Raw genomic sequence first — 24,935 nt, forward strand, 5'->3', positions numbered from 1 at the left:
GAGAATATCCGTCCAAGGTGATACGGTAGAAACCGTTCCTTGGGCGGTTTTTTTGATTGGTAATAACGAAGCGGCACGCTTTAAAAGCTCTGGACCAGGAAGTCCCGAAATTCGCGCGCAGCTTGGGATAAATAGCGCTCCTTTTGCCATGCGATTTGGTAAGTGCGCCGGCAGACCGGTTCCTCGATCCGCAGCACATGAAACGAAAATCCGATCCGGTCTACCAGCGTTTCAGGGATAAAGGCGATGCCTACTCCCGCCCGGATAAAATGGCCAACGGCCGAATGCTCATCCACCTCGCACACAATATCCGGCTCAAACCCGGCCTGCCTGCAAAACTGATCCGTCATTTTCCGAAATGGATTGCTGCTCTGGATGCAAATAAAAGCCTCCCCCGCCGCCTCGCTTAACCGGATGCTGCTGCGGCCCGCAAACCGATGTGACGAAGGTACCGCCAGCAAAATTTCTTCCGTCAAAAAGGAAATTCCCTCGATGCCCGGCTGCTCGATCGGTGGGAACGTGATGCACAGGTCCAGCTCCCCGCTTAACAGCTTATCCCGCTTCTCCTGCTCTCCCGCCTGGGAAATTTGCAGCCGGATTCCCGGATGCATCCCCAGAAAATCTCCGATCCGGTCGGAGAAGCATTTATGCGTGGTCGTCGCCAGATTCACCCTGCCCTTCTCCGCTCCCGCCAGATCTTCGAGTTCCCTTTTTCCGTCTTCCAGGGCGTTCAGCGCGGTCTCCACCCTGCGCAAATATGCCCGGCCGAAGGCGTTCAGCTGGATCTGCCGCCCCTTCCGGTCAAACAGCGGCACGCCCAGGTCCTCTTCCAGCCGTGAAATCGTCTTACTGAGGGCAGGCTGGGCAATGCGCAGCTCTTCCGCCGCCCGGGTCATGTGCTCAAGTTCGGCAACTTTGCGAAAATATTGAAGCTGCAGCAGTTCCATCGAAATCCCTCCTTATATACCAAAGGTTATTAATAAATAGCATTATATATATTTTTTATTATTTATGATCGATTATAGAATAAATACAGGCCGAAGGCGAGAGAGGCTGCTCAAACTCACCGCAGGAGGCATGAAATCAAAGCTCTGGATATTACTATATTCAATGACCGAAAGGATGATCGATAGCATGACAGAACAACAGACAATGAAAGCGGCGGTGATCCGCGCGTTCGGTCCGCCGGACGTACTGCATACGGCGGATGTGCCGCTCCCCTTACCCGGCCCTGATGAAGTCAGGGTTCGCGTAAAAGCGGCCGGCGTTCAACCGTTCGACCTGGCCGTCCGGGAAAGGGGATGGGTCCCGACTGGTCTAAGCATCCGGTTTCCGCAAATTCTCGGCAATGACTTCGCCGGAACGATCGAGCAGGCTGGAGACCACGTAACGGACTTCGCGGCTGGCGATGACGTAATCGGCTGGGCTCTGCTGGCCAGCTACGCCGAATACGTCGTCGTTCCCGCCAGCCAAATCGTACGTAAGCCGCCGGGCATCCCTTGGACAGAAGCTGGGGCGCTCGCAGCTTCGGGGCAAACCGCCCACACCGCCCTGCAGGAGCTTCGCGTCGGGGAGGGCGATACCGTCCTGATCCATGGCGCCGCCGGCGGGGTCGGCACCATGGCCGTCCAGCTTGCCCGCGCCTTGGGCGCCACGGTTATCGGTACCGCCAGCGAGCGGAACCACGACTACCTGCGCACACTGGGGGCCATCCCCGTCGCCTACGGCCCCGGCCTTGGCGATCGGGTGCGTGCCTTGGCTCCCGGCGGCGTCGATGCGGCCCTCGACGCTGCCGGGAGGGATGCGCTCCGCGTGTCCGTGGACCTCGTCCCGGACAGGGAGCGCATCGGCACGATCGTGGACGGCGAGCTTGCAGCGGAGCTCGGCGTCCGCATGATCCGCAGCCAGCGCTCGGCCGCGCGGCTGGCCGAGCTGGCGGAGCTCTGCGCCGCGGGCAAGCTGAAGGTCCACGTCCGCAGAACCTTCCCGCTGGAAGAGGCCGCCGCGGCGCACCACGAGCTGGCCAGCGGGCACGGCCAGGGCAAGATCGTGCTGGTGATCGGGTAAGGGAGGCCTGCTGGAGTCCCCGCCGTTCGCAGCAGACTCGGCCGGCGTTGCCCGGCTGTCCGGCCAATTGGGGTATCCGTTGCATGGGCGTGGGCCAGAAGCTGGTTGGCCGGTGAATCGGGTAGGTGCAGCGTAAAGAGTACGGGCAGTTTCCGCGTGCGTTCGAATGGAGAAAAGTAGAAGCGGGTTTTGAGAATACGGAGTGGCAGCAGATGTGTTAGCTGATGTGTAGGGGCACCTGCCTGCCGGTTTACGGCAGCAGGAGCAGCGTTTCGGGCGGGGCTACAAAAGGCATTAATCAGGGGAGTTGGGCTCCAGTCGGCTCGCCCTCATAGGCTTCGAAGCCGATGCTCTCCCTTAGCGCAGCAGGCATAGCTACCTCCACTTCCCCGATTCCAGCGGAGCTGGCCGGATTCATGCTGGAGAAGCGGCAGCGGCCGGAAGCATGAGCCGGACGCGCAGCGGGCTTACAGGATGGCTTCGGAGCGATGGCATGGATCAGAGATGTGGGCGTCGGAGAAATCCCACCAGAGGTCCGAGCGCCGGAGCGCCGGCCTTCACAGCTTCGAAGTGATGCTCTCCCTGCCATAATTAGGTGCCTTAGCGCAGCAGGCATAGCTACCTCCACTTCCCCGATTTCAGCGGAGCGGCCGGATTCATGCTGGAGAAGCGGCAGCGGCCGCCTTTGTGAGCGAATTTCTTCCTCATCGTCCATTCCCGGAAATTCGCGAGCAACAGCGGTCGGAAGCATGAGCCGAACGCGCAGCGGGCCTACAAGAAGACTTCGGAGCGACACAACCAGAGGCTAAGCCTCGAAGCGCAATAAACAAGGGCTCCCCCATCACCGGGGAAGCCCTTCTCGTGCTTATTATGGATTGATAAATGCCGTTCTCAGCTTCGCCACGTACTGGACGTCGAAGCCGAGGCCTTGCGCCAGCGCTGCCAGCGGTACGTACGTCTTCGATTCCTTGCCGACCTTGTTCAGGAACGCCGGTGCGCCGACGGTGACCGGTTGGCCGTTCACCTTCACGGTGCTGGCTCCGATGGTGATGACGACCGTGTTGCCTGCGTAACTGATGGTCGCGCTGGACGTCTTGCCGTCCCACTTGGAGGTGGCGCCGACCGCGTTCACGATGTCCTGGATGGCCACGAAATTCGCGCCGTTCTTGATGACCGGCTTGTATGGCGTGTTCAGCTCCTTGCCGCCGACGATGATGCCCATCGGTGCGCCCGCCTCGTGAACAACCAGCTTGGTGTAGCCGCCCCAGATCACTTCGGAGAAAACTTTGGCCATCGCCTCATACCCCATCTGGTTCGGATGGATGTCCCGATCCGCGATGATATGCGTCATCGTGCCCTCGCCGCCGACGAACTCCTTGGCCACATGGGCCACTTTGACATTGACGCCCTGCGACTGATAGGAGGCCGCCATCTTGTCAATGACGTCCGTAAAAGCCTGGGCTGCCTGCCCCAGCTTCGGATACAGCGCCTTGTCGGCGATTTCCGGCATCGGCTGGTACTGGTCGGCGACCACGATCAGCGCGTCCGGATTCAAGCCGTGCAGGTCGTCCAGAACGACCTTCATGCTGTCCGAGTACAGCTTGAACAGCTCCTGTACGCGGTCGGACAGCTGCTGGTCCGTCATTTGGCTCCCGGTCTCAAGCAGCTGGGACATGTCGTTGCCGCCGATCGTGATCGTAATGGCGTCCGCGGCCTTCACGGCCGCTTGGGTCTGTGGAGCCGCTGCGCCGATCTGGGCGGTCCGGGGATCCGGCAGGTTCGGCTGAATCGCCTCGGCACCGATCGGCTGTCCGGCTGCGACGGCTTCCACAAAGTTTTGGAGCCCTTGGCTCTTCAGCCCGGCAATCCCCACGTTCAGCGTTTCCGTCCGGCCGTGAAGCAGCCCCTGCTCCTGCAGGCGGTCCACAAAACCGTAAGGAACGTCCTTCTCTCCCTTGCCGGGCTCATAGCCGACGGTTAACGAATCGCCGAAGGCGACGATCCGGTAGGGCTCTTTCGCCGCCGCTTGCGGTGAAGAAGCGGGTGCCGCTCCCGCCGCGCTCAGCACCAGGGCCGAAGACAGCAGCGCAGCGGACAGCGAGCCTATGTACTTGTGAACAGTTCGAAGCATGTGATCACTCCTTATTCAATGGAACAAGCCTCCGGCAGGACGCCAAAGGCTTGCTTGCTAACTTCAGTTTACCACCATTTACCGGTTTGGGGGATTAGTTTTTCCCCGAAATGGCGGCATGCCATTCCCGGTATTCCGTCGGGGTTTGGCCCGTGGCCTTTTTAAAAACCTGAGTAAAATATTTCGGATCCTGATACCCCACCAGCGGCGCGATTTGATACACTTTTACGCTCGTATGGCTCAGCATGTACTTGGCTTTGTCCATCCGGCACTCCGTTAAATACTCAAGGAATGTATAGCCCGACACCTGCTTGAACAAGGTGCAGAAATGGCTGATGCTCAGGTCGGCGACTTCCGCAACCTCCTCGATGCTGAGATCTTGATGATAATGGTTCGAGATATACTGCTTCGCCTTTTCAACCACGGTTGGCCCGTCTTCACGCTGCTGGCTTTTCAGGTGATCCGTCAGCTGCACCGCAAACGCTTCTTTAAGCAGAGCGATCGCGTCATGCAGGCTTCCCTGGTCATGCAGCTCATGAATCAGGCCGTCCAGGCGCCAATCCATCGGCGGATTTCCCTGCTCCAGCTGGCGGCACAGGACGATCGTCAGCTCGATGAGCAGCCGCTCGGCTCCCTCCTTCGGATAGGCCTGTTCTTCCAGATATCCCTTCAGCTCATCCCAGCATGCGTTCAGGCGCCCCGTATCGAGCGTCCGGATGGCATCCAGCAGCTGTGATTCCAGATGCTTCGGATATTTTAAATCCGGATGCCCGGCCATATCCTCATGTTCCGTATCGGCAAACACACCCTCCTGCTCGGAGTAAAAGCGCTGGTACAGCGCCCGGGCTGCCCCGTCATAAGCTCGGCTCAGCTGATGGATTCCACGGGTCGTCCGGCTGAGGCCCACCGAGCACTTCAGCTTGGAATACGTACGGATCCGGTCGATCAGGTCGTGGCCAAGCGTGATTTTCCGCGGCTGCAGCGCATCCGGGAACAGCACGATCCATTCTCCGCTGTGAAAAGGAAATACCGCCAGGCATCCGTACTGCTGCGACCACTCCTCTAAAATGTTGCGAACTGCAAACAGCCACAGCCGCTTTTCGGCCATCGACCAACGTTCGCTCAGCTGGTGGTAATGATCCAGCTGCACAACGGCCATAAAGTAGTCCTCATCCAGTTCATGGCTCTCCAGCCACGCCAGTGGTCCGCGCGGACGGTCGTTGCCCTCGATCCATTCCGCGTACATCCGCTCGCGGGCCATCACGGACAGGACCTGAACCGAGTGCAGCAGTCTGTCGTCGGCCCGCCGCGCGTCCAGCCGGGCAGCGGCCCGCTTCAGCATCTCTGTCAATTCGTCATGATCGATGGGCTTCAGCAGATAGTCGAAAGCCCCCTGCCGAAGCGCCTCCCTGGCATATTCAAATTCGCCATAACCGCTGATCACGATGAAAATGCGCCCAGGGTTCTCCGTAAGCACTTCCTTCATCAGCGTAATGCCATCCATGCCGGGCATGCGGATATCGCTGATGATGATGTCCGGCGCATGCTCCCGGATTAAATCGAGAGCCCCTTCCCCGTTCTTCGCCACCCCGGCCACCTCGATGCCCAGCTCCTCCCAAGGGATGGCAGCCTTCAGACTCCGCAGAATAATCGGTTCGTCATCCACCAATATGGCTGTGTAATGCCGGCCTGAACCTTCCACTTCCTATCCCTCCTTTCATTTCACTGCCGTGCTGCGCCTCAGATTCCAGTACTGCTGTGAGGAGACGTCCAGCTCCTGCAATGCGTCTCCTGCCGAAATGCCTCCGTGAATCATCTCTGCGATGACCGCCAGAAACGATTTGTTCACTTCCGGGGACAGCATATTGTCATAAGGAACGAAGGTTTGCGGATCCTGCTCCATTAAGGCGGTCACCTGCGGAAAAACCGGCCCGGTCCGCTCGGCATCAAAAGGAATACGCATGGACGGAATCCGCAGGCCCTCGTACACAATCCGTTCCTGCACTTCAGTCGTGTACAAGCTCTTCATCAGCTCCAAGGCCGCCTTTTTTTGCGCTTCGCTTAAATTGGAAGACAAGCCGATTCCGATCGTATAGCCTCCCGCAAGCGACTTGGAGCCGCCGGGCTCAAGGGACGGGAACGGAATCGCCTTGATATCGTTCTGAAAATCAGCCGGCGCCCGTTCGTTATGAAACAACGTAATGTCCCAGTTGCCGTTTAAATACATGCCCGCTTTGCCATGGCTGAACAGATCAATCGCTTCTTCGGTCGAGATATCGTTGGGATGGGGGCCGAATGCCCCCTTTTCCGCCCATGCCTCGATCTGGTTAAATGCCTTCAGATAAGCCGCATTTTGAAACGCGCTGCCGCTGTTTCCCTCGACGAGGTTTTCGATCATTTGCGGATTGCCGTAGCGGTCCATTAAATAATGGGCAAAAATAGCCGCCGGCCAGCGCTCCTCGTTGCCGAGGGCAAACGGGATATAACCGCTTTGCTGCAGCACGTCCACCGCTTCGTTTAACTCGCTTAACGTTTCCGGAATGGCGATCCCGAGCTTGCGGAACAGCGCGGCGTTCACATACAGCGGCTCGGCGTTGCCTTCAATCGGCAGGCCGTAGACATGGCGGTCGAAGGTCCACAGCTTCAAATCTTTAAATTCGTTCTCCAGGTGGTTACCGTTCACGAACTCTGTCAAATCGAGCAGTCGGTTCGACCTGACGTACGGTTCGATTTCGGCGCCTCCGAACAGGACGAACATGTCCGGAGGTGTTCCGGTCACCATCTCGCTCTTGAGCTTCTGCTCCCGGTGGATCGTTTGATCCATCCCGTCAAAGTTGACCTTGACGTTGGGATGGGCCTCCTCAAACTCGCGCACGACATCTTCAAAAATGTTCAGCATCGGCCGGTCATGCTCACTGATCCAGAAATGCCGGAAGGTCAGCGTGACCTTATCGGTGGCGTCCTCCTCGATCGGCTCATGGTTGGCATGCGCCACAACGACGACCGTGCCGGTCAGTACGACCGCATAGAGGAGCACCCAGCCCCAGCTTCGCAGTTTTCTTCTTAACATCCGTTTTACTCCTCCCCTGACGCACCGGTCCTATGGCATAATCTTCGGCACCCGGATCCGGACGACCGATCCGCCGCCGGGAGAGGAGCATATGAGAATGCCGTAATAGCCTCCGAACCGGATCCGCAGCCGTTCATGGACGTTTTTCAGGCCCACACCGCTGTCATGATACTTTTTCGATCCGGCGGACTCCTTGTTCCAAATACGAAGCAGCGACTCCGGGTCAAAGCCCGGCCCGTTGTCCGTCACGTCGATGACGATGTCCCGGCCGGCTTCAACGGCCTGGATGCGGATATATCCTTTGTCCTCCATCGGCTCAATGGCGTGGTACAAAGCGTTTTCAACAATCGGCTGTACGATCAGCTTCTGGGTCATATACGATCGCAGCGTCTCGGGAATGTCGATTTCATAGTCGAACCGGTCTTCGAACCGGTATTTCTGAATGTTCAAGTAATGGCGCACATGCTCGAATTCCATATACAGCGGAATAAGCTCCTGGTTCTCGCTGATGCTGATCCGCAGCAGCTTGCCAAGGGAAATGACCATTTTGCTGATATCCCGGTTCCCGGCCAGCACCGCCATCGAGTTGATCGACTCCAGCGAATTGTAAATAAAATGGGGATTGATCTGGGCCACCAGCGCCTGCAGTTCGGCTTCCTTCTTGCGGGTCTGCTCCGTCTCGACCTGCTGGATCAGCTCCTGGATCTGCGAGCTCATCCGATTAAAGCCGTCGATCAGCAGATCGGTTTCATCATCGCTTTGCGTATGGGATGTGATCGGCACGAAGATGCCCTGCTTGACCCGCTTCATGCCGTTTACGGCGCTGATCAGGCTGCGGACCAGCCTTCGGATGAAAAATTGGTCGAACCAAAGTGCCGACAGCAAAGAAAACAGTCCTAAAATAATGGCGATATTCCGAATGGAAACGGATTCAGAACGAATCAGCTTCAGCGGCGTCACCGCAACCAGATACCACTGTTCGTTGTGGGACGGCAAAAAGGTAATGAGCGATTTTTCATGATGAAAAGAATCTACGTAATAGTCCTTCGTCTTGGTGAACGTGTCTGACAGAAAAGGAAAAGAAATGTTCTCCCCGATCCGGTCTCCGGATTTGTTAAATACGACGCTGCCCTCTTTGTTCACCAGCAGAATGTCCCCGTTCTTCAGCGTCGCGGCTTCCCAGAATACCTGATCCAAAATATCCGGCTTCACATAGATGACCAGATAGCCGATCGTCTCCAGCGAGTAGTAGTCTTTGATGACGCGGGCATGAATCATGACGGGACGGCCCGCTGCCGCCGAACCGTTCTCCCCCGGCCCGGACCATACCGGACGCCCTTCGGCGCCCAGCATGGACGCATACCAGGTTTGCCGCTTCAAATCGCCGAATGACATCGGCGCATTGTACTGATAAATCAATTGGCTGGTGGAGTACAGGCTGAACGAAGTAATCATCGGGTGGTTGATCAGCAGATTGTTGATCTCCTGCTTGCGGTCGTACGTCACACTTACGTCCGGATTTTTCAGAAACTGCTGAATGACCGGCTGGGTAATCGCCGCATTGGAGACGGAGTTGATCTCATTCAAGGCGAACTTGAGCTTGCGGTCCGTCTCCAGCAGCGAAATCCAGTAGAAATTGTTCGACTTCTTCTCCATGGCACTGGAAAAGTTGTAATAGGTGACTACGCCCATGATGATGACCGGTATGAACACCAGAAGAATAATAGCCAGTAATATTTTGCGGCGGAGCTTCATGGCACTTGGGTCCTCCTGCCTCCTGCTTCTATGTCTTTAGATCTATTCATTCTTCATGGCATGAAATAATTCCTTCGTGTCTGGCAGATTTTAGGGGGATCAGCTTTTGATGGCCCCGGAGGTCAAGCCTGCAATGACCCAGCGGCTGAAGAGAAGGAACACGATCAGAAGGGGCAGCGTCGCCGTAAACGTCGCGGACATGATCATGCCGTAATCGAGCCCGTCGCGGTTGGAGAACAGCTGCTGCAGTGCGATTTGGATCGTAAAGTGCTCACTGTTCTTCAGCACAACGAGCGGCCAGAAGAAGTCGTTCCAGACGTTCATGAAATTGAGAATGCCCAGCGTCGCCATGGCTGGCGTAATGACAGGGACCGCTATGCTCCAGAAAATCCGGAAATGCCCGCCGCCGTCGATCCGTCCGGACTCGATCAGCTCGGAGTGGACCGCCGTGGAAATATACTGCCGCATCCAGAAAATCCCGAAGGCGTTCACCATCGCCGGGACGATCAGCGCCTTGTACGTATCAATCCAGTGCAGCTTCGCCATGATGATGTACGTCGGCAGCACGCTCAGCTGGGTCGGTACGAACAGGGTCGCGATGACGAAGTAAAAGAGCGCATTTTTCAGCGGAAAATCGTACTTGGCAAAGGCGTATCCGGCCAAGGTGCAGAAGAACACCACCGACACGGTCACCATGGAAGAGACAAAAAGCGAATTGAGCAGCGCGCGAAAGAAGTCCGTCCGCTCCAGCACCCGCTCGAAATTGTTCAGAAACTCGCCGCCGATGGACAGCATCGGGGGAATATGGAATACCGCCCCGCGGTCATTCGTCGCAATGACAAACATCCAGTAAAAAGGAAAGATCGAGACCAGCGCCCCGAGCACGAGCAAAATGTAAAAGAGCGTTTTGCCGATGATTCCCGTATCCCCCGGCGTCCGGGAAGAAGCCGTTTGAAGTGAACTCATGCCTTACCACCTTCCGTATCTCCGTTCATCCGTCCCGACACCCACATGTTAATCATGGAGAAGATGATCGTAATGATAAACAGCATGACCGCCGTGGCCGCCGCCGTTCCGAAAAATCCGTTCCGGAAAGCCTCGCTGTACAAATAAGTCACCATCGTGATCCCTTCCTGGCGGGTCGATCCCGTTCCGGACTGCCCCAAATAGACGTACGGCTCGGTAAACAGCTGGAGCGCGCCGATGGTCGATATCAACGTCACGAAGACGATAAACGGCTTGAGCAGCGGCAGCGTAATATAAGCCAGCTGCTGGCGGCGGTTCGCCCCATCGATCCGCGCGGCTTCGTACAGGTCCATCGGAATGCTCTGCAGGCCGGACAAGAAAATGATCGCGTTGTAGCCCGTCCAGCGCCACATGACCATGGTGGAGATGGCGATTTTGACGCCCCACCAGCCGGAGTTAAAGGCCACGCTCTCCAGCCCCAGGCCGTTCAGCATCCAGTTGATCATGCCGTTGTTACCGAACAGGGTGCTGAATACGAGTGTCACAGCAACGATCGACGTAATGTTGGGCATGAAAAAGAGAACCCGGAACGTCTTCTTGAACCGGGTCATCGCCGAGTTGAGCATGACCGCCAGCAGAAGCGCAATAATCAGCTGCGGGACGGTGCCCATCACGCCCATGATGAGCGTATTGCCGAACGAGATCCAGAAGGTCGGATCGCTCGTGATCAGGTCGTAGTTTTTCATCCCGACGTATTTCATCGGGCCGAGCGCATCCCACTTGTAGAAGGAAAGATAGATCGTAAAGAATATCGGGTACAACCCGAAAATGGCGAACAAAATAAAAAAAGGCGAAATAAACGTATAGGCTGTCATCCGGCTCCGCCTTTGCTCCGTCAGAAAAGGCTTCTTGCTGCTCCGGGCCTGCGAAGCGATTACGGTTTCTGCCATGCTGCACCTCCGCGGTTCTCATAGGATCCTCCAAACCCGCCAGGCGCGGCGCTGCGGCCGTCCTGACGAATTTGGATGCAGAATCAATGCTTTAACATTTGAATTTCCGAAAAATGGTTAGCTGCGTTCCGCCAGCGTTTTGGCTTTCTCGACGGCAGCGTCCCATTCTTTGGCTGGGTCGGCTTTTTTCTCAAGGACGTTCTTCAGTGCATCCTTGAAGAACGTATCCGTCTGGTCATGCAGCGGACCGTAGTAGACCGGTTTGACCCGCTGTGCGGCTTTACCGTATTCCACGGCCGTCGCCTGTCCGCCGAAGAAGTCGTCCTTGAAGCCGGTGAAGGCCGCATCCGTATACAACGCAGGAATCGAAGGCATCAAGCCTTTGGATTTAAACGATTCCAGCTGATTCTCCTTGCTGTCTAGCCAGGCGATGAATTCGTAAGCTTCCTTCGAATGCTTGCCCTGCTTCGGCAGCGTCAGGAAGGAACCGCCCCAGTTGCCCGCGCCTTCAGGCAGCTGCGTAATTCTCCACTTGCCGGAGGAGTCCGGTCCGTTGGTCTTGATGTTGCCGGCCATCCAAGCCGGTCCGAGCATGACGCCGAATCCGCCGTCGTTGGTCGCTTGACCCCATTCCGGAGACCACAGCAGCGTATTACCGATCCAGCCTTCCTGAATGCCTTTGACCGTAAAGTCATAGGCTTTCTTCACCATCGGGTTTTTGTCGCCGATGAAGGAGCCGTCCGCCTTGCTGAAATAAATCTCGCCGTCGGATTGGTCACGAACGCCGTTGTAGACCAGATCCGTCAAATCCGCAAACGGCTTGCCGGTTTTCTCTTTGAACTGCTTGGCCACGGCAGCGAATTTATCCCACGTATCGATCGCCTTGCCGAATTCTTCCGGATCGGTCGGCAGCCCCGCCTTCTCCATCAAATCGGTGCGGTAATACACGACGGTCGGGCCGATGTCGGTCGGAAGCCCGATCTGGAAGCTGCCGTCCTTGGACGAGCCCTGCTTCCATTTCCAGTCCAAGTAATTGGCTGCGATATCTTTAGCCCCTAAATCATTCAGGTTGTAAAATTTGTCCTCCGCCGTAATGAACCGCTCCATGAAGCCGATCTCCAGCATGAAGATGTCCGGAGCTCCGGATCCGGCGGACAAAGCCGTCGTCAGGTTGTTATGGTGCGCAGTCTGGTCCGACGTGTTCTGGAATTTGATCGTAATGTTGGGATGCTCTTTGGTGTATTCTTTGCCAAGTTCCTCATAGTTGGTCGTGCCGAGCGACCAGAAGGACAGTTCGATCTTCTCGTCCGAACTTGTCTTTGAGGAATCGTCCGTCGTGGCCGCTGGCTCCGCTGTTCCTTCCGAGGTACCGCTGCCGCTTTTACTGCCCCCGCCGCAGGCGGACAAGGATACCATCAGGATGAGCGCAAGCAGCATGACCGGCCATTTCTTGCCTTTTCTCATTTGTTTAATGCCCCTCTCGAAAATAGGTTGATTTACAAGGATCAGTCTACCGGATCGCTTTCCAAATTTTGAGGAGGCAATATTGCGATTTAGGGTTGAAATTATTACGGTGGGGATGCGCTCTACAAAATGATGGGAAAGTATGTTGGAGAGGAATCTCAGCTTGGAGGTAAATTTCGGAGCCTTAACAAACGACAAAAGACCTGTACGGCCTCTCTGCCGGAACCGGCAGCTGCCACACAGGTCTAATTTGGGCTGATCAAGCGATACTGTTCTCTACGACTTTTCGTCCTCCAGGGATTTGCTTTCGGAAGCTCCGTCCCCTTCGGCCCTCTTCATATATTTATCATACCGGTCATCAAGCTCCTTCGCCATGCCCCGGTAAATCTTCGTCTCTTCCACGATCGGGTCCATCTTCGTCTGGATCCGGATTTCATATCTCGGAGAAATGAGCTCGCGCTCCTTCTCCTCACGGTCTTGCTGCTGCTGCAGCTCGCCTTCGGTCAGCATGTCACTGAGCTGCCGCTCCAAATTGTCCTTCTCACTCATGGGTTGACACTCCTTTGCGCTGTACCGGTGGCCTGCCACCGCGTGAATAAGATCGATTACGTCCTTTGTTTGGTTACCCCGATTCAAGCCTAATGAAACAGCCTGACGGTCAGGCTCAGCCTCTGAATCTCCGAACTATTCGCCGGTCCCCTTCGCTTCCTTCAATGCGCCGACCAGCTCCTGCTGGATCAGCCCGTTCGTGGCGACCACATGGCGTACGCCCAGATGATAAGGATTGCCGAGCGTATCGGTGATGCTGCCGCCGGACTCGGTGATCATCAGTGATCCCGCCGCCAGGTCCCAGGCGTTCAAGCCGACTTCCCAGTAACCGGTAAGCCGCCCGCTGGCAACATAAGCCAGATGCAGGGCTGCGGAGCCCCCGGAGCGGATGTTGCGCACCCGCGGCGCAAGGTAATTGAGTCCGGCCATATTTTGCGGAAGCGTCGTATCTCTGCCCACCGGAAAGCCTGTTGCTAGAAGGCTCTCATTCAGCGTTCCCTGCTGGGAAACGGACATGCGCTTGCCATGCACATAAGCGCCCTTGCCCTTCTCGGCCACAAACATTTCATCGCGTGAAGGATCGTAAATGACGCCGACGATCACTTCACCTTTATGCGCCAAGGCAATGGATACGGAAAAGAACGGATACCCGTGAACATAGTTCGTCGTTCCGTCCACCGGATCCACAATCCACAAGTATTCTTCGTCCAGCGCCTGCTCAAGCGCTTTCTTGGAAGCCTCCGGTCCGGGCTCGACCCCTTCCTCGCCAAGAAGCGCATGATCCGGAAAATGAGTGAAAATCAGCTTGCGGATCATTTGCTCGGCGCCCTTGTCCACTTCGGTGACCAAATCCGGCGCTCCGGACTTGGTATCCAGCTGTTTTACCGTGCCCAGTTTACTCTTAATCCATTCGCCTGCTTTCGAGGCGGCGTTAATCGCTACAGCCGTAAAGCTCTTGCTGGTTACGACATATGGTACCTTACCCTCTTGGTTCAAAGCATTCACTCTACTTTCTGATTAGATCTGTACTTTGGGGGCCCCGTCCGCGGGCGGAGCCAAGACGACTCATGAACACAGCTCCCGTCCCCGTGTGGATCAGCTTATAACGTCACACCGCTGATTCTATCTCCTAAAACTATACGTATAGACTCCGGCAAAGTTTCGCCCGATTCGGACCGGGAAACCGATTTCCACATTGGCCCCAAAGGTGATGCCCGTAAAGAGATTAGCCTTATCTAGGGTGTAATCTCAATACTCGCACCATCCAGAATACGCACCCCGTCACCCTGATATGCCTGCAAATCCTCCATCAGCTTGAACAGCGCCCCGTCTTTGGCTTTGGCTTCAATCATGACATCCACGGCAGGTGTATCTCCCGCAATCTTCCGTAAAAAGGTCAAGAGCGGCTCCATCTCGACGTGATCGGCATGGCCGCGCGGGTCCGACTCGCTCTTGGGGCTGGACACGTGGATTTTCGGCGGAAGCGGCTTGTCCTTCGCCGCGTCGGCCTGCGCCAGCGGCGTCGACCAGGTCTGCAGGATGTCCGGCCACAGCTCCCAGGGCTTCTCCCCATCATTATTGACCCATTGGTGGTGAATATCCAGCACCATCGGCAGTCCGACATGCTGACAGACCTCAAGCGTCTCGGCGGCCGTAAACGTCTTGTCGTCGTTTTCCAGCGTCAGCCGCTGCTTGATGTCTTCGTCCAGCGCGGCAAAATGCTCCTCAAACCGCTGCGCCGCAGCGGTTTTGTCACCATAAGCTCCGCCGATATGTATGTTGTTCTTCGCTGTCGCGTTCAGCCCCATCGCCTTCAGCATCGTGACATGGTGGCGGAGGTCGCGAATGGAGCTCTCCAGCACCTCGGCCCGGGGCGTGCTGAGCACCGTGAAATGATCCGGGTGAAAAGACACCCGCATGTCATGCTGCTTGACGTAATGGCCTACCTCGGCAAACGGCTCACGAAGGGCTTCATATGGGCTCCAATCGCTTAGGTCCGAATGGGTCGCCAGCGGAATCAGTTTGGAAGAAAACCGATACACATGAATGCCGCTGCCATGGTTATGCTTCAGCAGCCGCAGCGTGTTATGCAAATTTTCGGCCGCAATCCGCTCCAGTTTGCGAATGGCCGCCTCCCGGTCGTTCAGTTTGGTGAAACTGGCCATCGTCATCGTTTTGGAGGGAGACGCATCTTTTATTACGGTTGACATCGCCACGTATCCGAAACGGACCCTCATCATCGGCTTCTACTCCTCTTGGTTATAAAATCATCCTTAAGAAGTATGTTCCCCAAAAAACATTTCGTAAGCCAAATCGGTCTGAATCCGCGACTCCTCGTCGGTCAGCTTGCGGATGAGCTCCATTTCGACCTCCGTGACCTCCTGCCCCTGAAAATTGATCTCGGCGATGCAGCCGACGATCTTAACGATCGCCACCGCCACGTTGTTTGGGGTATAGGCAATCACTTTCTGGCCTGTCGGGAAGACACGAAAGCCCTGCTTGACCATTTTGCCGCGTCCGTATTCGAGCAGCTCGTACAGCTCCTGGTCGCTTTTGAACTTGCACACGGAATTAAATTCGGTCTGGAAACCCATCATTTCATCTCCTTCTCCTGATTAAAATGGAAAAGGTACCCGGCCTATACTGCAGAGCCGGCCGGATACCTTATATGTGTTGCTATACGTCTAAATCGCTCACGTGGCGGATATCTCACGAAAGCATCTGCCGCGCCAAGTTAAATGTCGTTGGCAAATACCAGCGACTGCTTGCTGTTGTAGCGCTCCAGCGCCAGCTCGATCATCCGGTCCAGCAGCGCCTGATAGCCGAGGCCCGTTTCACGCCAGAGCAGCGGATACATGCTGTACGGAGTGAAGCCCGGCATCGTGTTGACCTCATTGATGAAGATGGCGCCGTCCGATTTGCGGATGAAGAAATCCGCCCGGGTAATGCCGCTGCCTTCGATCGCCTGAAAAGCAATCAGGGCGAGCTCCCGCAGCCGGTCCGCCGTTTCGGCATCCAGCAAAGCCGGAATGACCATTTCGGATTGCCCATCCGTATACTTCGCTGCGTAGTCGTAATAATCGCTGGAGGAAATAATTTCTCCCGGCACAGATGCCATCGGCTCGTCATTGCCGAGCACAGCCACCTCCACTTCGCGCGCGTCCACAAACTCTTCGACGATGACTTTGAGGTCATAGCGGAAAGCGAGCTCAATCGCCTGCTCCAGCTCCTCGCGGTTTCTCGCCTTGGAGATGCCTACGCTCGATCCCAAATTCGCCGGTTTTACAAAGCATGGGTATCCAAGGTCGTCTTCGACGCCCATGATCAGATTGAAGCTGCTGCGCTCCCACTGCGATTTCGTGAAAAAGCGGTAACCGCATTGAGGCAGGCCCGCCTGCGCAAACAGCTTTTTCATTACGGCCTTATCCATTCCGGCTGCGGAAGCCAGAACTCCGGCGCCTACGTAAGGAATGTTCGCCATTTCGAACAGACCCTGGATGGTTCCGTCTTCCCCAAAGGTTCCGTGAAGTAGCGGGAACATCAGGTCGATGCCGGCCTCGCCGCCGTACAATCTGCTGAAAATTGCTCCCAACGCCGCTTCTGTACCTTCCTGGCTCTGTTCCAGCTTCAACTGGTCCAGCTTACCGAGGGGGGCCTGCAGCGTCGTTCCTTTTCTCCACTCGCCCTGCTTCGTAATATAGAATGGAATAAGTTCGTATTTATCGTAATCAAAGGCGTTCATCACCGCAAAGGCCGTCTGCAGCGATACCTCGTGTTCTCCTGATTTACCGCCGTACACAAGGCCTACGGTTGTTTTGTTGTTCCCCATGCCAAACCTCTCTTTTTCCTCATGATTGCAGGTGTCCTCCTGCCGCTGTTCATATACCATTATAATGGCTTAGAAGTAGTCCGGGATATGTAAAAAACGGTATACGGTGTTCTCCGACCAGGCGTAGGAGTCCTTGTAATCCCAGAAACGGTGCTTGCTGCTGACCGTATGGGCGTTGACCAGCGGGCTGCCGCCGGCATCAAACGCCGTGACGATCGTGCTGTGCTGGAAGGAGCCGTCGCCGTCCCAGTCATAAAAAATGACATCGCCCAGCATCAGCTGCTCGGGCCGCTCCACCAGCTCTCCGCGGAGCCCCCAGCTGCTTGACGATAAAAAGGACTGCAGCGCGTTCGAAACCGCCCAGCTGTAGCTCCACCACTCTTTGCTCCCGACATATCCTTTGTACCACCAGCCCGATTCTCTTTTACCAGTATAGTGGATCGGAGCGCCCCCTGCAAAGAGGCATTGCGAGATGTAATTGGTGCAGTCCACCTCGAATGCGGCAAACTCCGGATTGCTGGTTTCCCACCACTCGTCGGCATAAGCCGCCGCTGCCGCGCGGTTGTAGCGCGATGTTTTGCGGCCGGGGCCACCCTGCAGCACCTCGGCGTTCAGGTAAGGCTTCGACCCGCCGCTGGAATAGGCGTAGGCCGGCTGCCCGGTGTGCACGGCAGGGATGCCGGCGGCCGGATGCTTCTCCGGCGTCAGCTGCTCCACCGACACGATCACCCAGGCGTCCCCGTCCCGGATCAGGGTCAGCCTCTCCCGCTGGATCATTTCCTCCACATGATTGACGCCGCCCTTTTCGTAGAACAGCTGCACATACAGCTGCACGTCGATGACCGCCTCCTCCGGGGTATCGCGGATCGTCCGCAGCAGCTTGGCCCTCGTCTCGCTGCGAAGCGGCCTTGCCCCCCTTGCGGCATACCATTGTGACAGCCGGGAAGCCCGCTCACTCCTTGCCAATAAATAAGCCGGATCCGTCACGACCTGATCTGTATGTTGTGACCGGTAATCGATCTGATGCTGGTTGTATTGATTTACATAGGCGTACAGCGTCTGCTTCCATTCCTTCTCCATTCCCATGCATTCCCCTTTCACCCGTTTCGTTAACCCGAAATATGTTGTTTCGGCTGCGTATATTCCACTATATGAAAAAAAGGGAGCACCTATGAACCCTGGTCCATTTTCGCGCGGAAGAGGTCCGCCGGAAGGCCGGAAGCGGACAAGCTGCGCACTCCGTCCCGCCAGTGCGCGGAACCAGTCCCGGCGCAGATCGGGGGAACGTTTTCCCGTTCTTTTGCCGCCTCGGTCTCTTCATATAAATAGACGCAAAAAGTACTTTACTCCCCGGCTTGTAAACGGTATACTAAAAGCGAACCTCACTATTTTGAAATTATGTTTCATCTAGTGAAACAAGGAACGGCAAAGTGATCGCCCTTATCGCTCTCACCCAAGCCACCTGAATGATGACTGATTTGATGAACCACAGTAAGCAGAGGAACCGAATTACGATCAAGGAGGTACATGTAATGACAGCAAAGGATCAATTCTCCACGGCCCGCAGTCTGGAAGTCGGAGGCAAAACCTACCGTTACTACAGCCTGCAGGCTCTTGAGGAGCAGGGACTCGGCAGCATTTCCAAGCTTCCGTTCTCCATCAAGGTGCTTCTGGAAGCCGCTGTCCGCCAATTCGACGGACGTGCCATTACCCAGGAGCATGTATCGCAGCTGGCCAAATGGAATGAAGGACGTGACGATAACAAGGAAATCCCTTTCATTCCGGCCCGTATCGTATTGCAGGACTTCACCGGCGTACCTGTCGTCGTCGACCTTGCGGCTATGCGCGACACCGTGAAAAAAGCCGGCGGGGATCCGAAGAAGATCAACCCGCTCGTACCGGTCGATCTCGTTATCGACCACTCCGTTATGGTTGATGCGTTCGGTACCAGCGACGCCCTCAACTACAACATGCAAGTGGAGTTTGAGCGCAACGAGGAACGCTACCGCTTCCTGCGCTGGGCCCAAACGGCATTTAACAATTTCCGCGCCGTTCCTCCGGGAACCGGGATCGTTCACCAGGTCAACCTGGAATATCTCGCATCCGTGGCGGCGACCAAGACAACCGACGGAGAAACGGTCGTATATCCGGACTCCCTCGTTGGTACCGACTCCCATACTACGATGATCAACGGCCTCGGCGTTGTCGGCTGGGGTGTCGGCGGGATCGAAGCCGAAGCGGGCATGCTCGGACAGCCGCTTTACTTCGTAACGCCTGACGTTATCGGCTTTAAACTGACAGGCAGCCTGACGGAAGGCGCTACGGCGACCGACCTTGCGCTGACCGTTACCCAAATGCTCCGCAAAAAAGGCGTTGTCGGCAAATTTGTCGAGTTCTTCGGACCGGGTCTGGCCAACATCAGCCTCGCGGACCGCGCAACGGTAGCCAACATGGCACCGGAATACGGCGCAACCATCGGCTTCTTCCCTGTCGATGACGAGACGCTGGCTTACCTGCGCAACACCGGCCGTACCGATGAGCAGGTTGCTCTGGTAGAAGCCTACTACAAAGCACAGAACATGTTCCGCACCGCGGAAACCGAAGATCCTGAATTTACGGACATCATCGAACTCGACCTGGCCTCGGTCGTACCGAGCCTTGCCGGACCGAAACGCCCGCAGGACCGCATCGAGCTGACTCATATGAAGGACGCCTTCAACGACATCGTCCGTACGCCGATCGAAAAAGGCGGATACGGCCTCAGCGATGCCAAGATTGAAGAAAAAGTGTCCGTGAAGCATAAAGACGGATCCGTCAGTGAAATGGGAACCGGCGCAGTCGTTATCGCGGCGATCACCAGCTGTACGAATACGTCGAACCCAAGCGTTATGCTGGGCGCGGGTCTCCTGGCGAAGAAAGCCGTGGAACGCGGCCTGAAGAAACCGGGATACGTGAAAAGCAGCTTGACGCCGGGCTCCCTCGTCGTTACGGATTACCTGGAGAAAGCCGGTCTGCTTGAGCCGCTGGAAGCCCTTGGCTTCTACGTAGCGGGCTACGGCTGCGCAACATGTATCGGTAACTCCGGTCCGCTTCCGGACGAAGTAAGCCAGGCTATCACCGACAACGACATGACCGTCGCTGCCGTGCTGTCCGGTAACCGTAACTTCGAAGGACGCGTCCACGCGCAGGTTAAAGCCAACTACCTGGCTTCGCCGCCGCTCGTTGTCGCTTACGCGCTGGCAGGTACGGTCAACATTGACCTGCAGAACGATCCGATCGGTTACGATCCGAACAACCAGCCGGTTTATCTGAAAGATATCTGGCCGACTTCCGCGGAAATCAGAGAAGCGATCGGCTTGTCCGTCAGCCCTGAAGCGTTCCGCCGCAAATACGAAAACGTGTTTACTGCCAACGAGCGCTGGAATGCGATTCCGGTTCCGGAAGGCGAGCTGTACGAGTGGGACGACAAGTCCACGTACATTCAGAACCCTCCGTTCTTCGAGAATCTCGCAAACGGCTTGGCCGACATCGAGGATATCAAGTCCGCACGCGTGCTTGCCCTGCTGGGTGACTCCGTCACGACGGACCACATCTCCCCTGCCGGCAACATTTCGCCGACCAGCCCTGCAGGTCTGTACCTGAAGGAGCATGGCGTTGAACGCAAGGACTTCAACTCTTACGGTTCCCGCCGCGGTAACCACGAGGTCATGATGCGCGGTACGTTCGCGAACATCCGCATCCGCAACCAAGTGGCGCCGGGCACCGAAGGCGGCGTTACGACTTACCTGCCTACGGACGAAGTCGTGTCCATCTATGATGCTTCCATGAAGTATCAGGATAACGGACAGAACCTGGTCGTTATTGCCGGTAAAGAATACGGTACGGGAAGCTCCCGCGACTGGGCGGCCAAAGGTACGTTCCTGCTCGGCGTCAAAGCCGTTATCGCCGAAAGCTTCGAGCGGATTCACCGCAGCAACCTTGTCGGCATGGGCGTGCTTCCGCTGCAGTTCCAGGAAGGCCATGGCTGGAGCAGCCTGGGCCTCACCGGCCGCGAAACGTTCGACATTGTCGGACTCAGCAACGACATCAAGCCGGGCGAGAGCCTGACCGTCACCGCTACACGCGAAGACGGCACCAAGTTCGAATTCCCGGTAACGGCCCGTCTGGACAGCATGGTCGACGTGGATTACTACCACAACGGCGGCATTCTGCAAACCGTGCTGCGTCAAATGATCGCCAACCAATAATTTAGGTTTAAATAGGAAAGCCCCGCAGTGCCATGGACATGGCCTGCGGGGCTTTTTTATAATACAGCCCTATTCTTTGATACCATGGGACGTTGAATAACTGTCGATGATGACGATCGTATCCACGATTCCGTCGTACTCCAGCGCACTGAAGATCAGCAGATTTTTGGCTTCTTTATCGTTCTTGGGCTTATTTTCCTTCAGAAGCACCTGCTTTTTCATATCAAAAACATACGTTAATTGGGAACCCGGTATGGTCGGCATATGAACATCCCCGTAAATACTTTCAAACTGGTCTTTGTGCATGCCGATCTCGGCATCTAATGCAGTTTTATAATGATTCTTCGCTTCTTCCTCGAGCCGGATAGCGGCAACCTTGCCATCTCGATAAAATGCGTAGACACCGAAGGCATATTCAAACTCTCCCTTTCTCCTTTCTTTGCCCTGTCCCAATACGGCCTCAGCGTCCGCCTGCTTCATTCCGTAATACACCTTTCGTCCATCCGCCTTGCTGACGATGCCTAAATCCTCCACGGTGAACTTTTTTTCATCCTTCTTTTCGCTGCTGCTGCAGCCTCCCAATGCCAGGATAAACAAGATCATTAGAGCGCAAGCGGTTCTCATCATTTCCCCCCTCGTTTGGATTTACTAAATTTTACAACAGCTGGGGCGGTTCGCCAATCACGATTCCGGGATGATGACACTACGTCATCTGATGTTTCATTCACCTAGCAACAGGGTAAAAAAGATACAAGATCACTGTGACGGACTTTTGCGTCTTCAGATTAGCTCTTAATTAAACTTGCTTCACGAAAATCCGTTTCAAAATCCCTGGCATAAGGAGGCCTGCAGAATGATCCATATGCACGGCATCATACCCTATCACCCGTCTTACCCTAAGCCGCAGCCCGTTAACCGGCCGGTGAAGGAAGATGCGGACAAGAATAGGAGCTTTCAAGAGATTTTGCAGGAGAAAATCAGCCAGAACCGCTGATGCACCAAGGTCGGTGTTAGTCGGGCGCCAGGCGGAATCACAATCACGGCGATCCGCTGTATAAATGAAAAAGACCGTGCGCATGATGCGTACGGTCTTTCTCCGTTCCGGTTAACAGTTAATTGCAAATACCTATGCTGACACCCGTCCGCCCGGCAGTGATCTTCGATACTGGGTCGACAAAAAAGCCATATACTTTTTAAGACCTACCCAGCTGAAGTATGCGATCCCTCCAATGATGGCGCCAATGATCGCCGCGACCACCATGCTGTATTCTGTCGGGACCTCCATGCCAGGCACGCCCATATTGATCCAGGTCGCGCCGAAAGTACGTATGGCGCCTGCGATCAATATCAACAATGTGCAAAAGCCAAAGCCGTAGGCAATCACGGCTAAGACCGGGATGACCATGATGCTCAGCAGCCCTGTCGTGCAGTAGAACAACGCCATTGCCAAAATATCGCGGAAAGATCCGCTCCGATGCCCCTCGACGAAGTGCTGGCTCCGGTACGCCTTGGCGAGCTTGCGGGGATCACCCAAACGCGACAGGATCGCCGCCTCCGGCTGCCCGTTCGCGATGCCCTCTGCAATATGGCTCTCGATTTCCATAACAGCATCCATCCGCTCTTCATCGGGAAGCTTCTCCAAGTACTTGTTCAATTTCTCCAAATAAGACCTTCCATATGTGCTGATCATAAGATCTCTCCTCCATAGATTTGAATTTGATCGACGCTCCGGCTGATCTTGTTCCACTCCGCAGACATCATCTCCACAAGCTGGTGCCCCGAAGGGGTCAGGCTGTAATATTTGCGCGGCGGACCTGACTCCGATTCCTTCCAGAACGATTCAATGTATTGATCCTTTAGCAGCCGCCGAAGCAGCGGATAGAGCGTTCCCTCCGTCACGGCAAGCGGCTCCCATTGATCCAGCAGCGTCACAAGCTCGTATCCGTATCTCGGCTGCTTGGCGATAAGCTGCAAAATGCAGTATTCCAGGATACCTCTGCGGACCTGTGAAGTCCATTCCGACATTTCCATTTCGTTCGTCCGCTCCCTTCGTCAACTATAATAACACCAGGTACTTTGCATTGCAAGGTACTATGTCAAAATAGTTCCGAAAACTAATTACAGTCATGCGTGCAATGGTTCTGCGAACTATTTACAACGATATGTCCATTAGTTTGGCGAACTGATTTCAGTCATACGTCCATTAATTTGGTGAACTATTTACAACTATACGTGCACTGGGTTGGCGAACTATTTACAACGATACGTGTTCTGGGTTGGTGAACTATTTACAATCATACGCGCATCTGTTATATTTGTTGTATAACAGTTGTTCATACTCTAACAATAAATATGACCTAAGCAGCATGTTGATGAAAGGAGGGCTCATCATTGATTATCCGGTTGGATATGCAGTCCGACGTGCCCATTTACACACAGCTCATGAATCAGATCATCGAAGGAATCGCCAGCAAACAGCTGGCCCCGGGCGAGTATCTTCCCTCCGTCCGCAGCCTTGCCTCGGATATCGGCGTGAACCTGCACACCGTCAATAAGGCTTACACGCTGCTCAAGCAGGAAGGATTTATTCAAATTCACCGGCAAAAAGGGGTCGTCGTGAACCCCGACGGCATGCCGGGAATCACCCCGGACTATCAGCACAAACAGGAAGCCCAGCTTAGACCCGTCATCGCCGAAGCCATCTGCCGGGGCATGGATAAAGCGGAGCTGTTGCGGATCGTGGAAAGCTTTTACGACGAAATCACCCAAGAACCAAAGGAGAATGCCTAATGTACTGGATATCCGTTTTGTTTCTGATTGCCATGTTCGTTCCCCTGTCGCTGTCTCTGATCTGCATGCCTTATTTGACGCGCGAAACCGTCAGCTTCGGCGTATCGGTCAGCGAAGCCGTGTATCACAGCGCTCCGCTGCGCCGCATGCGCAGGCAGTATGTATGGACCGGTTCAGTCGCATATGGCGTGCTGCTGATCACCTGCCTCCTCGCCATGCTGACTGTGCCGGAAAAGCAGCAGCCTTCCATCATCTCGGGATTCGTAGTGCTGCTGGTAGCTGCTTCGGCAGTTATCAATCTGATTTTTTATACGAAAATGAAACGGTTCAAAGCCACGCTTCCCCCGGAGACGCTGAACCCTTCCGTCGTGGCCGTGGATACGTCATTCCGCAGCGGGAACAAGCTGGTCTGGTCGAATAAATGGTTTCTGATCCATGGAGCCGTTGCATTGATCAGCGCCGCCCTTGCCCTGGCTTACTACGATAAAATCCCCGACACGCTGAACATGAAGTTCAACTGGCAGGGCGAAGTGACCCGAACGGCGGCCAAATCGTACCGGACGGTTCTCGGCCTGAACTTGATGCAGCTGGTAATGATCGGGATCTTTATGACCACGAACTGGTCGATCCTCCGCAGCAAACAGCAGCTTGACCCGGCCAATCCGCAGCAGTCGGTACGCCGTAACGCCGCCTTCCGCCGCAGATGGTCCATGTTCAACGTCGCGGCCGGCCTCATGATAGTGCTGCTGTTCTCGTTCGTTCAGTACAACATGATCTATCCGCTGAGCCGGGAGGTTATGATGCTTGTCAGCCTGATGATGCCCCTTCTGATCGTCGTGCTGGCCATCGTGCTGGCCTTTTCCACCGGCCAGGGCGGACGGCGGATCGGCGGTCCATCTTCCGGTTCCGGGGCAACGCATGTCGTTAATGATGATAAATACTGGAAGCTCGGCAATATTTATTTCAATCCGCAGGACCCCGCCTTGTTCGTGGAAAAACGGATGGGCATCGGCTGGACGGTCAACTTCGGCAGACCCGGCGCCTGGATTTTCCTGGTCGGTATCTTAGCTGTGATCATCATCGCTGCCCGAATTGCAAGTTAACCCGCAGGAACGCG

General features: G+C 55.6%; 23 protein-coding genes. 5 read left to right on the forward strand and 18 right to left on the reverse strand.

Translation table 11 applies throughout. The annotated features are described in order from the left end of the window. Positions 1-80: 80 nt before the first annotated feature. The gene (locus BCV73_RS25210) at positions 81-947 is read right to left on the reverse strand and encodes a LysR family transcriptional regulator (RefSeq protein ID WP_089549002.1); all 867 of its coding nucleotides are present in this window, start codon (positions 945-947) and stop codon (positions 81-83) included. A gap of 205 nt (positions 948-1,152) precedes the next feature. Here BCV73_RS25210 and BCV73_RS25215 point away from each other — a divergent pair, with 205 nt between their 5' ends. After that, the gene (locus BCV73_RS25215; protein WP_089550396.1) at positions 1,153-2,067 is read left to right on the forward strand and encodes an NADP-dependent oxidoreductase; all 915 of its coding nucleotides are present in this window, start codon (positions 1,153-1,155) and stop codon (positions 2,065-2,067) included. Between the two features lie 298 nt (positions 2,068-2,365). On the opposite strand, the gene BCV73_RS34840 is transcribed toward BCV73_RS25215, so the two are convergent. From BCV73_RS34840 to BCV73_RS25280, 14 genes are all read right to left on the reverse strand, one after another. Beyond that, positions 2,366-2,818, reverse strand: a complete 453-nt coding sequence (locus BCV73_RS34840; protein ID WP_143811897.1) for a hypothetical protein — start codon at positions 2,816-2,818, stop codon at positions 2,366-2,368. 117 nt (positions 2,819-2,935) lie between these two features. Then, entirely contained in the window at positions 2,936-4,198 is a 1,263-nt protein-coding gene (locus BCV73_RS25220) for an SGNH/GDSL hydrolase family protein (protein ID WP_089549003.1), read from the reverse strand. Positions 4,199-4,292: 94 nt separating this feature from the next. Further along, positions 4,293-5,900, reverse strand: coding sequence for a response regulator (locus BCV73_RS25225; RefSeq protein WP_089549004.1), 1,608 nt, complete (start codon positions 5,898-5,900; stop codon positions 4,293-4,295). A 15-nt stretch (positions 5,901-5,915) separates the two neighbouring features. Beyond that, positions 5,916-7,268 (reverse strand): ABC transporter substrate-binding protein, encoded by a 1,353-nt coding sequence (locus BCV73_RS25230; protein WP_089549005.1) that lies wholly within the window; start codon positions 7,266-7,268, stop codon positions 5,916-5,918. A gap of 30 nt (positions 7,269-7,298) precedes the next feature. Beyond that, complete coding sequence (locus BCV73_RS25235) at positions 7,299-9,023, reverse strand: sensor histidine kinase (protein WP_089549006.1); 1,725 nt, start codon at positions 9,021-9,023, stop codon at positions 7,299-7,301. A 99-nt stretch (positions 9,024-9,122) separates the two neighbouring features. Continuing rightward, positions 9,123-9,989: a carbohydrate ABC transporter permease gene (locus tag BCV73_RS25240; protein WP_089549007.1), complete on the reverse strand. Its 867-nt coding sequence runs from the start codon at positions 9,987-9,989 to the stop codon at positions 9,123-9,125. Next, positions 9,986-10,939 carry a carbohydrate ABC transporter permease gene (locus BCV73_RS25245; protein WP_089549008.1) on the reverse strand — a complete coding sequence of 318 codons (954 nt, stop codon included), beginning with the start codon at positions 10,937-10,939 and terminating at the stop codon, positions 9,986-9,988. The genes BCV73_RS25240 and BCV73_RS25245 overlap by 4 nt, the downstream gene beginning before the upstream one ends. 117 nt (positions 10,940-11,056) lie before the next feature. Further along, complete coding sequence (locus tag BCV73_RS25250; protein WP_076175796.1) at positions 11,057-12,403, reverse strand: ABC transporter substrate-binding protein; 1,347 nt, start codon at positions 12,401-12,403, stop codon at positions 11,057-11,059. 276 nt (positions 12,404-12,679) lie between these two features. Next, a complete protein-coding gene (locus tag BCV73_RS25255) occupies positions 12,680-12,952 on the reverse strand; it encodes a hypothetical protein (protein WP_076175798.1) in 273 nt (90 codons plus the stop codon). A gap of 135 nt (positions 12,953-13,087) precedes the next feature. Beyond that, positions 13,088-13,948: an inositol monophosphatase family protein gene (locus BCV73_RS25260; protein ID WP_089549009.1), complete on the reverse strand. Its 861-nt coding sequence runs from the start codon at positions 13,946-13,948 to the stop codon at positions 13,088-13,090. 239 nt (positions 13,949-14,187) lie between these two features. After that, entirely contained in the window at positions 14,188-15,189 is a 1,002-nt protein-coding gene (uvsE, locus tag BCV73_RS25265; RefSeq protein WP_089550397.1) for a UV DNA damage repair endonuclease UvsE, read from the reverse strand. A 36-nt stretch (positions 15,190-15,225) separates the two neighbouring features. Beyond that, positions 15,226-15,546 (reverse strand): hypothetical protein, encoded by a 321-nt coding sequence (locus BCV73_RS25270; protein WP_076175803.1) that lies wholly within the window; start codon positions 15,544-15,546, stop codon positions 15,226-15,228. A 140-nt stretch (positions 15,547-15,686) separates the two neighbouring features. Beyond that, positions 15,687-16,781 (reverse strand): D-alanine--D-alanine ligase, encoded by a 1,095-nt coding sequence (locus tag BCV73_RS25275; RefSeq protein WP_076175805.1) that lies wholly within the window; start codon positions 16,779-16,781, stop codon positions 15,687-15,689. Between the two features lie 69 nt (positions 16,782-16,850). Then, a complete protein-coding gene (locus BCV73_RS25280; protein ID WP_373309610.1) occupies positions 16,851-17,861 on the reverse strand; it encodes an amidase domain-containing protein in 1,011 nt (336 codons plus the stop codon). Positions 17,862-18,313: 452 nt separating this feature from the next. On the opposite strand from BCV73_RS25280, the gene acnA reads away from it, so the two are divergent. Next, a complete protein-coding gene (gene acnA, locus BCV73_RS25285; RefSeq protein WP_076175809.1) occupies positions 18,314-21,028 on the forward strand; it encodes an aconitate hydratase AcnA in 2,715 nt (904 codons plus the stop codon). A gap of 69 nt (positions 21,029-21,097) precedes the next feature. On the opposite strand, the gene BCV73_RS25290 is transcribed toward acnA, so the two are convergent. Continuing rightward, a complete protein-coding gene (locus tag BCV73_RS25290) occupies positions 21,098-21,652 on the reverse strand; it encodes a hypothetical protein (RefSeq protein ID WP_218828190.1) in 555 nt (184 codons plus the stop codon). Between the two features lie 229 nt (positions 21,653-21,881). On the opposite strand from BCV73_RS25290, the gene BCV73_RS35160 reads away from it, so the two are divergent. Beyond that, complete coding sequence (locus BCV73_RS35160; RefSeq protein WP_167372933.1) at positions 21,882-22,022, forward strand: hypothetical protein; 141 nt, start codon at positions 21,882-21,884, stop codon at positions 22,020-22,022. A gap of 132 nt (positions 22,023-22,154) precedes the next feature. Here BCV73_RS35160 and BCV73_RS25295 read toward each other — a convergent pair whose 3' ends face one another. Both BCV73_RS25295 and BCV73_RS25300 read right to left on the reverse strand, forming a co-directional pair. Then, positions 22,155-22,718, reverse strand: a complete 564-nt coding sequence (locus tag BCV73_RS25295) for a DUF1700 domain-containing protein (protein WP_084204204.1) — start codon at positions 22,716-22,718, stop codon at positions 22,155-22,157. Further along, on the reverse strand, positions 22,715-23,053 hold the full coding sequence (locus BCV73_RS25300; RefSeq protein ID WP_256992995.1) for a PadR family transcriptional regulator: 339 nt from the start codon (positions 23,051-23,053) through the stop codon (positions 22,715-22,717). Before BCV73_RS25300 ends, BCV73_RS25295 begins: the two co-directional genes overlap by 4 nt. A gap of 366 nt (positions 23,054-23,419) precedes the next feature. On the opposite strand from BCV73_RS25300, the gene BCV73_RS25305 reads away from it, so the two are divergent. Both BCV73_RS25305 and BCV73_RS25310 read left to right on the forward strand, forming a co-directional pair. Next, positions 23,420-23,818, forward strand: a complete 399-nt coding sequence (locus BCV73_RS25305; protein ID WP_076175816.1) for a GntR family transcriptional regulator — start codon at positions 23,420-23,422, stop codon at positions 23,816-23,818. After that, a complete protein-coding gene (locus BCV73_RS25310; RefSeq protein WP_089549011.1) occupies positions 23,818-24,921 on the forward strand; it encodes a DUF1648 domain-containing protein in 1,104 nt (367 codons plus the stop codon). Before BCV73_RS25305 ends, BCV73_RS25310 begins: the two co-directional genes overlap by 1 nt. The last annotated feature ends 14 nt before the right edge of the window (positions 24,922-24,935 follow it).

Origin of the sequence: Paenibacillus sp. SSG-1 (assembly GCF_002224835.1) — a bacterium.
GTDB classification, from domain to species: domain Bacteria; phylum Bacillota; class Bacilli; order Paenibacillales; family Paenibacillaceae; genus Paenibacillus_AQ; species Paenibacillus_AQ favisporus.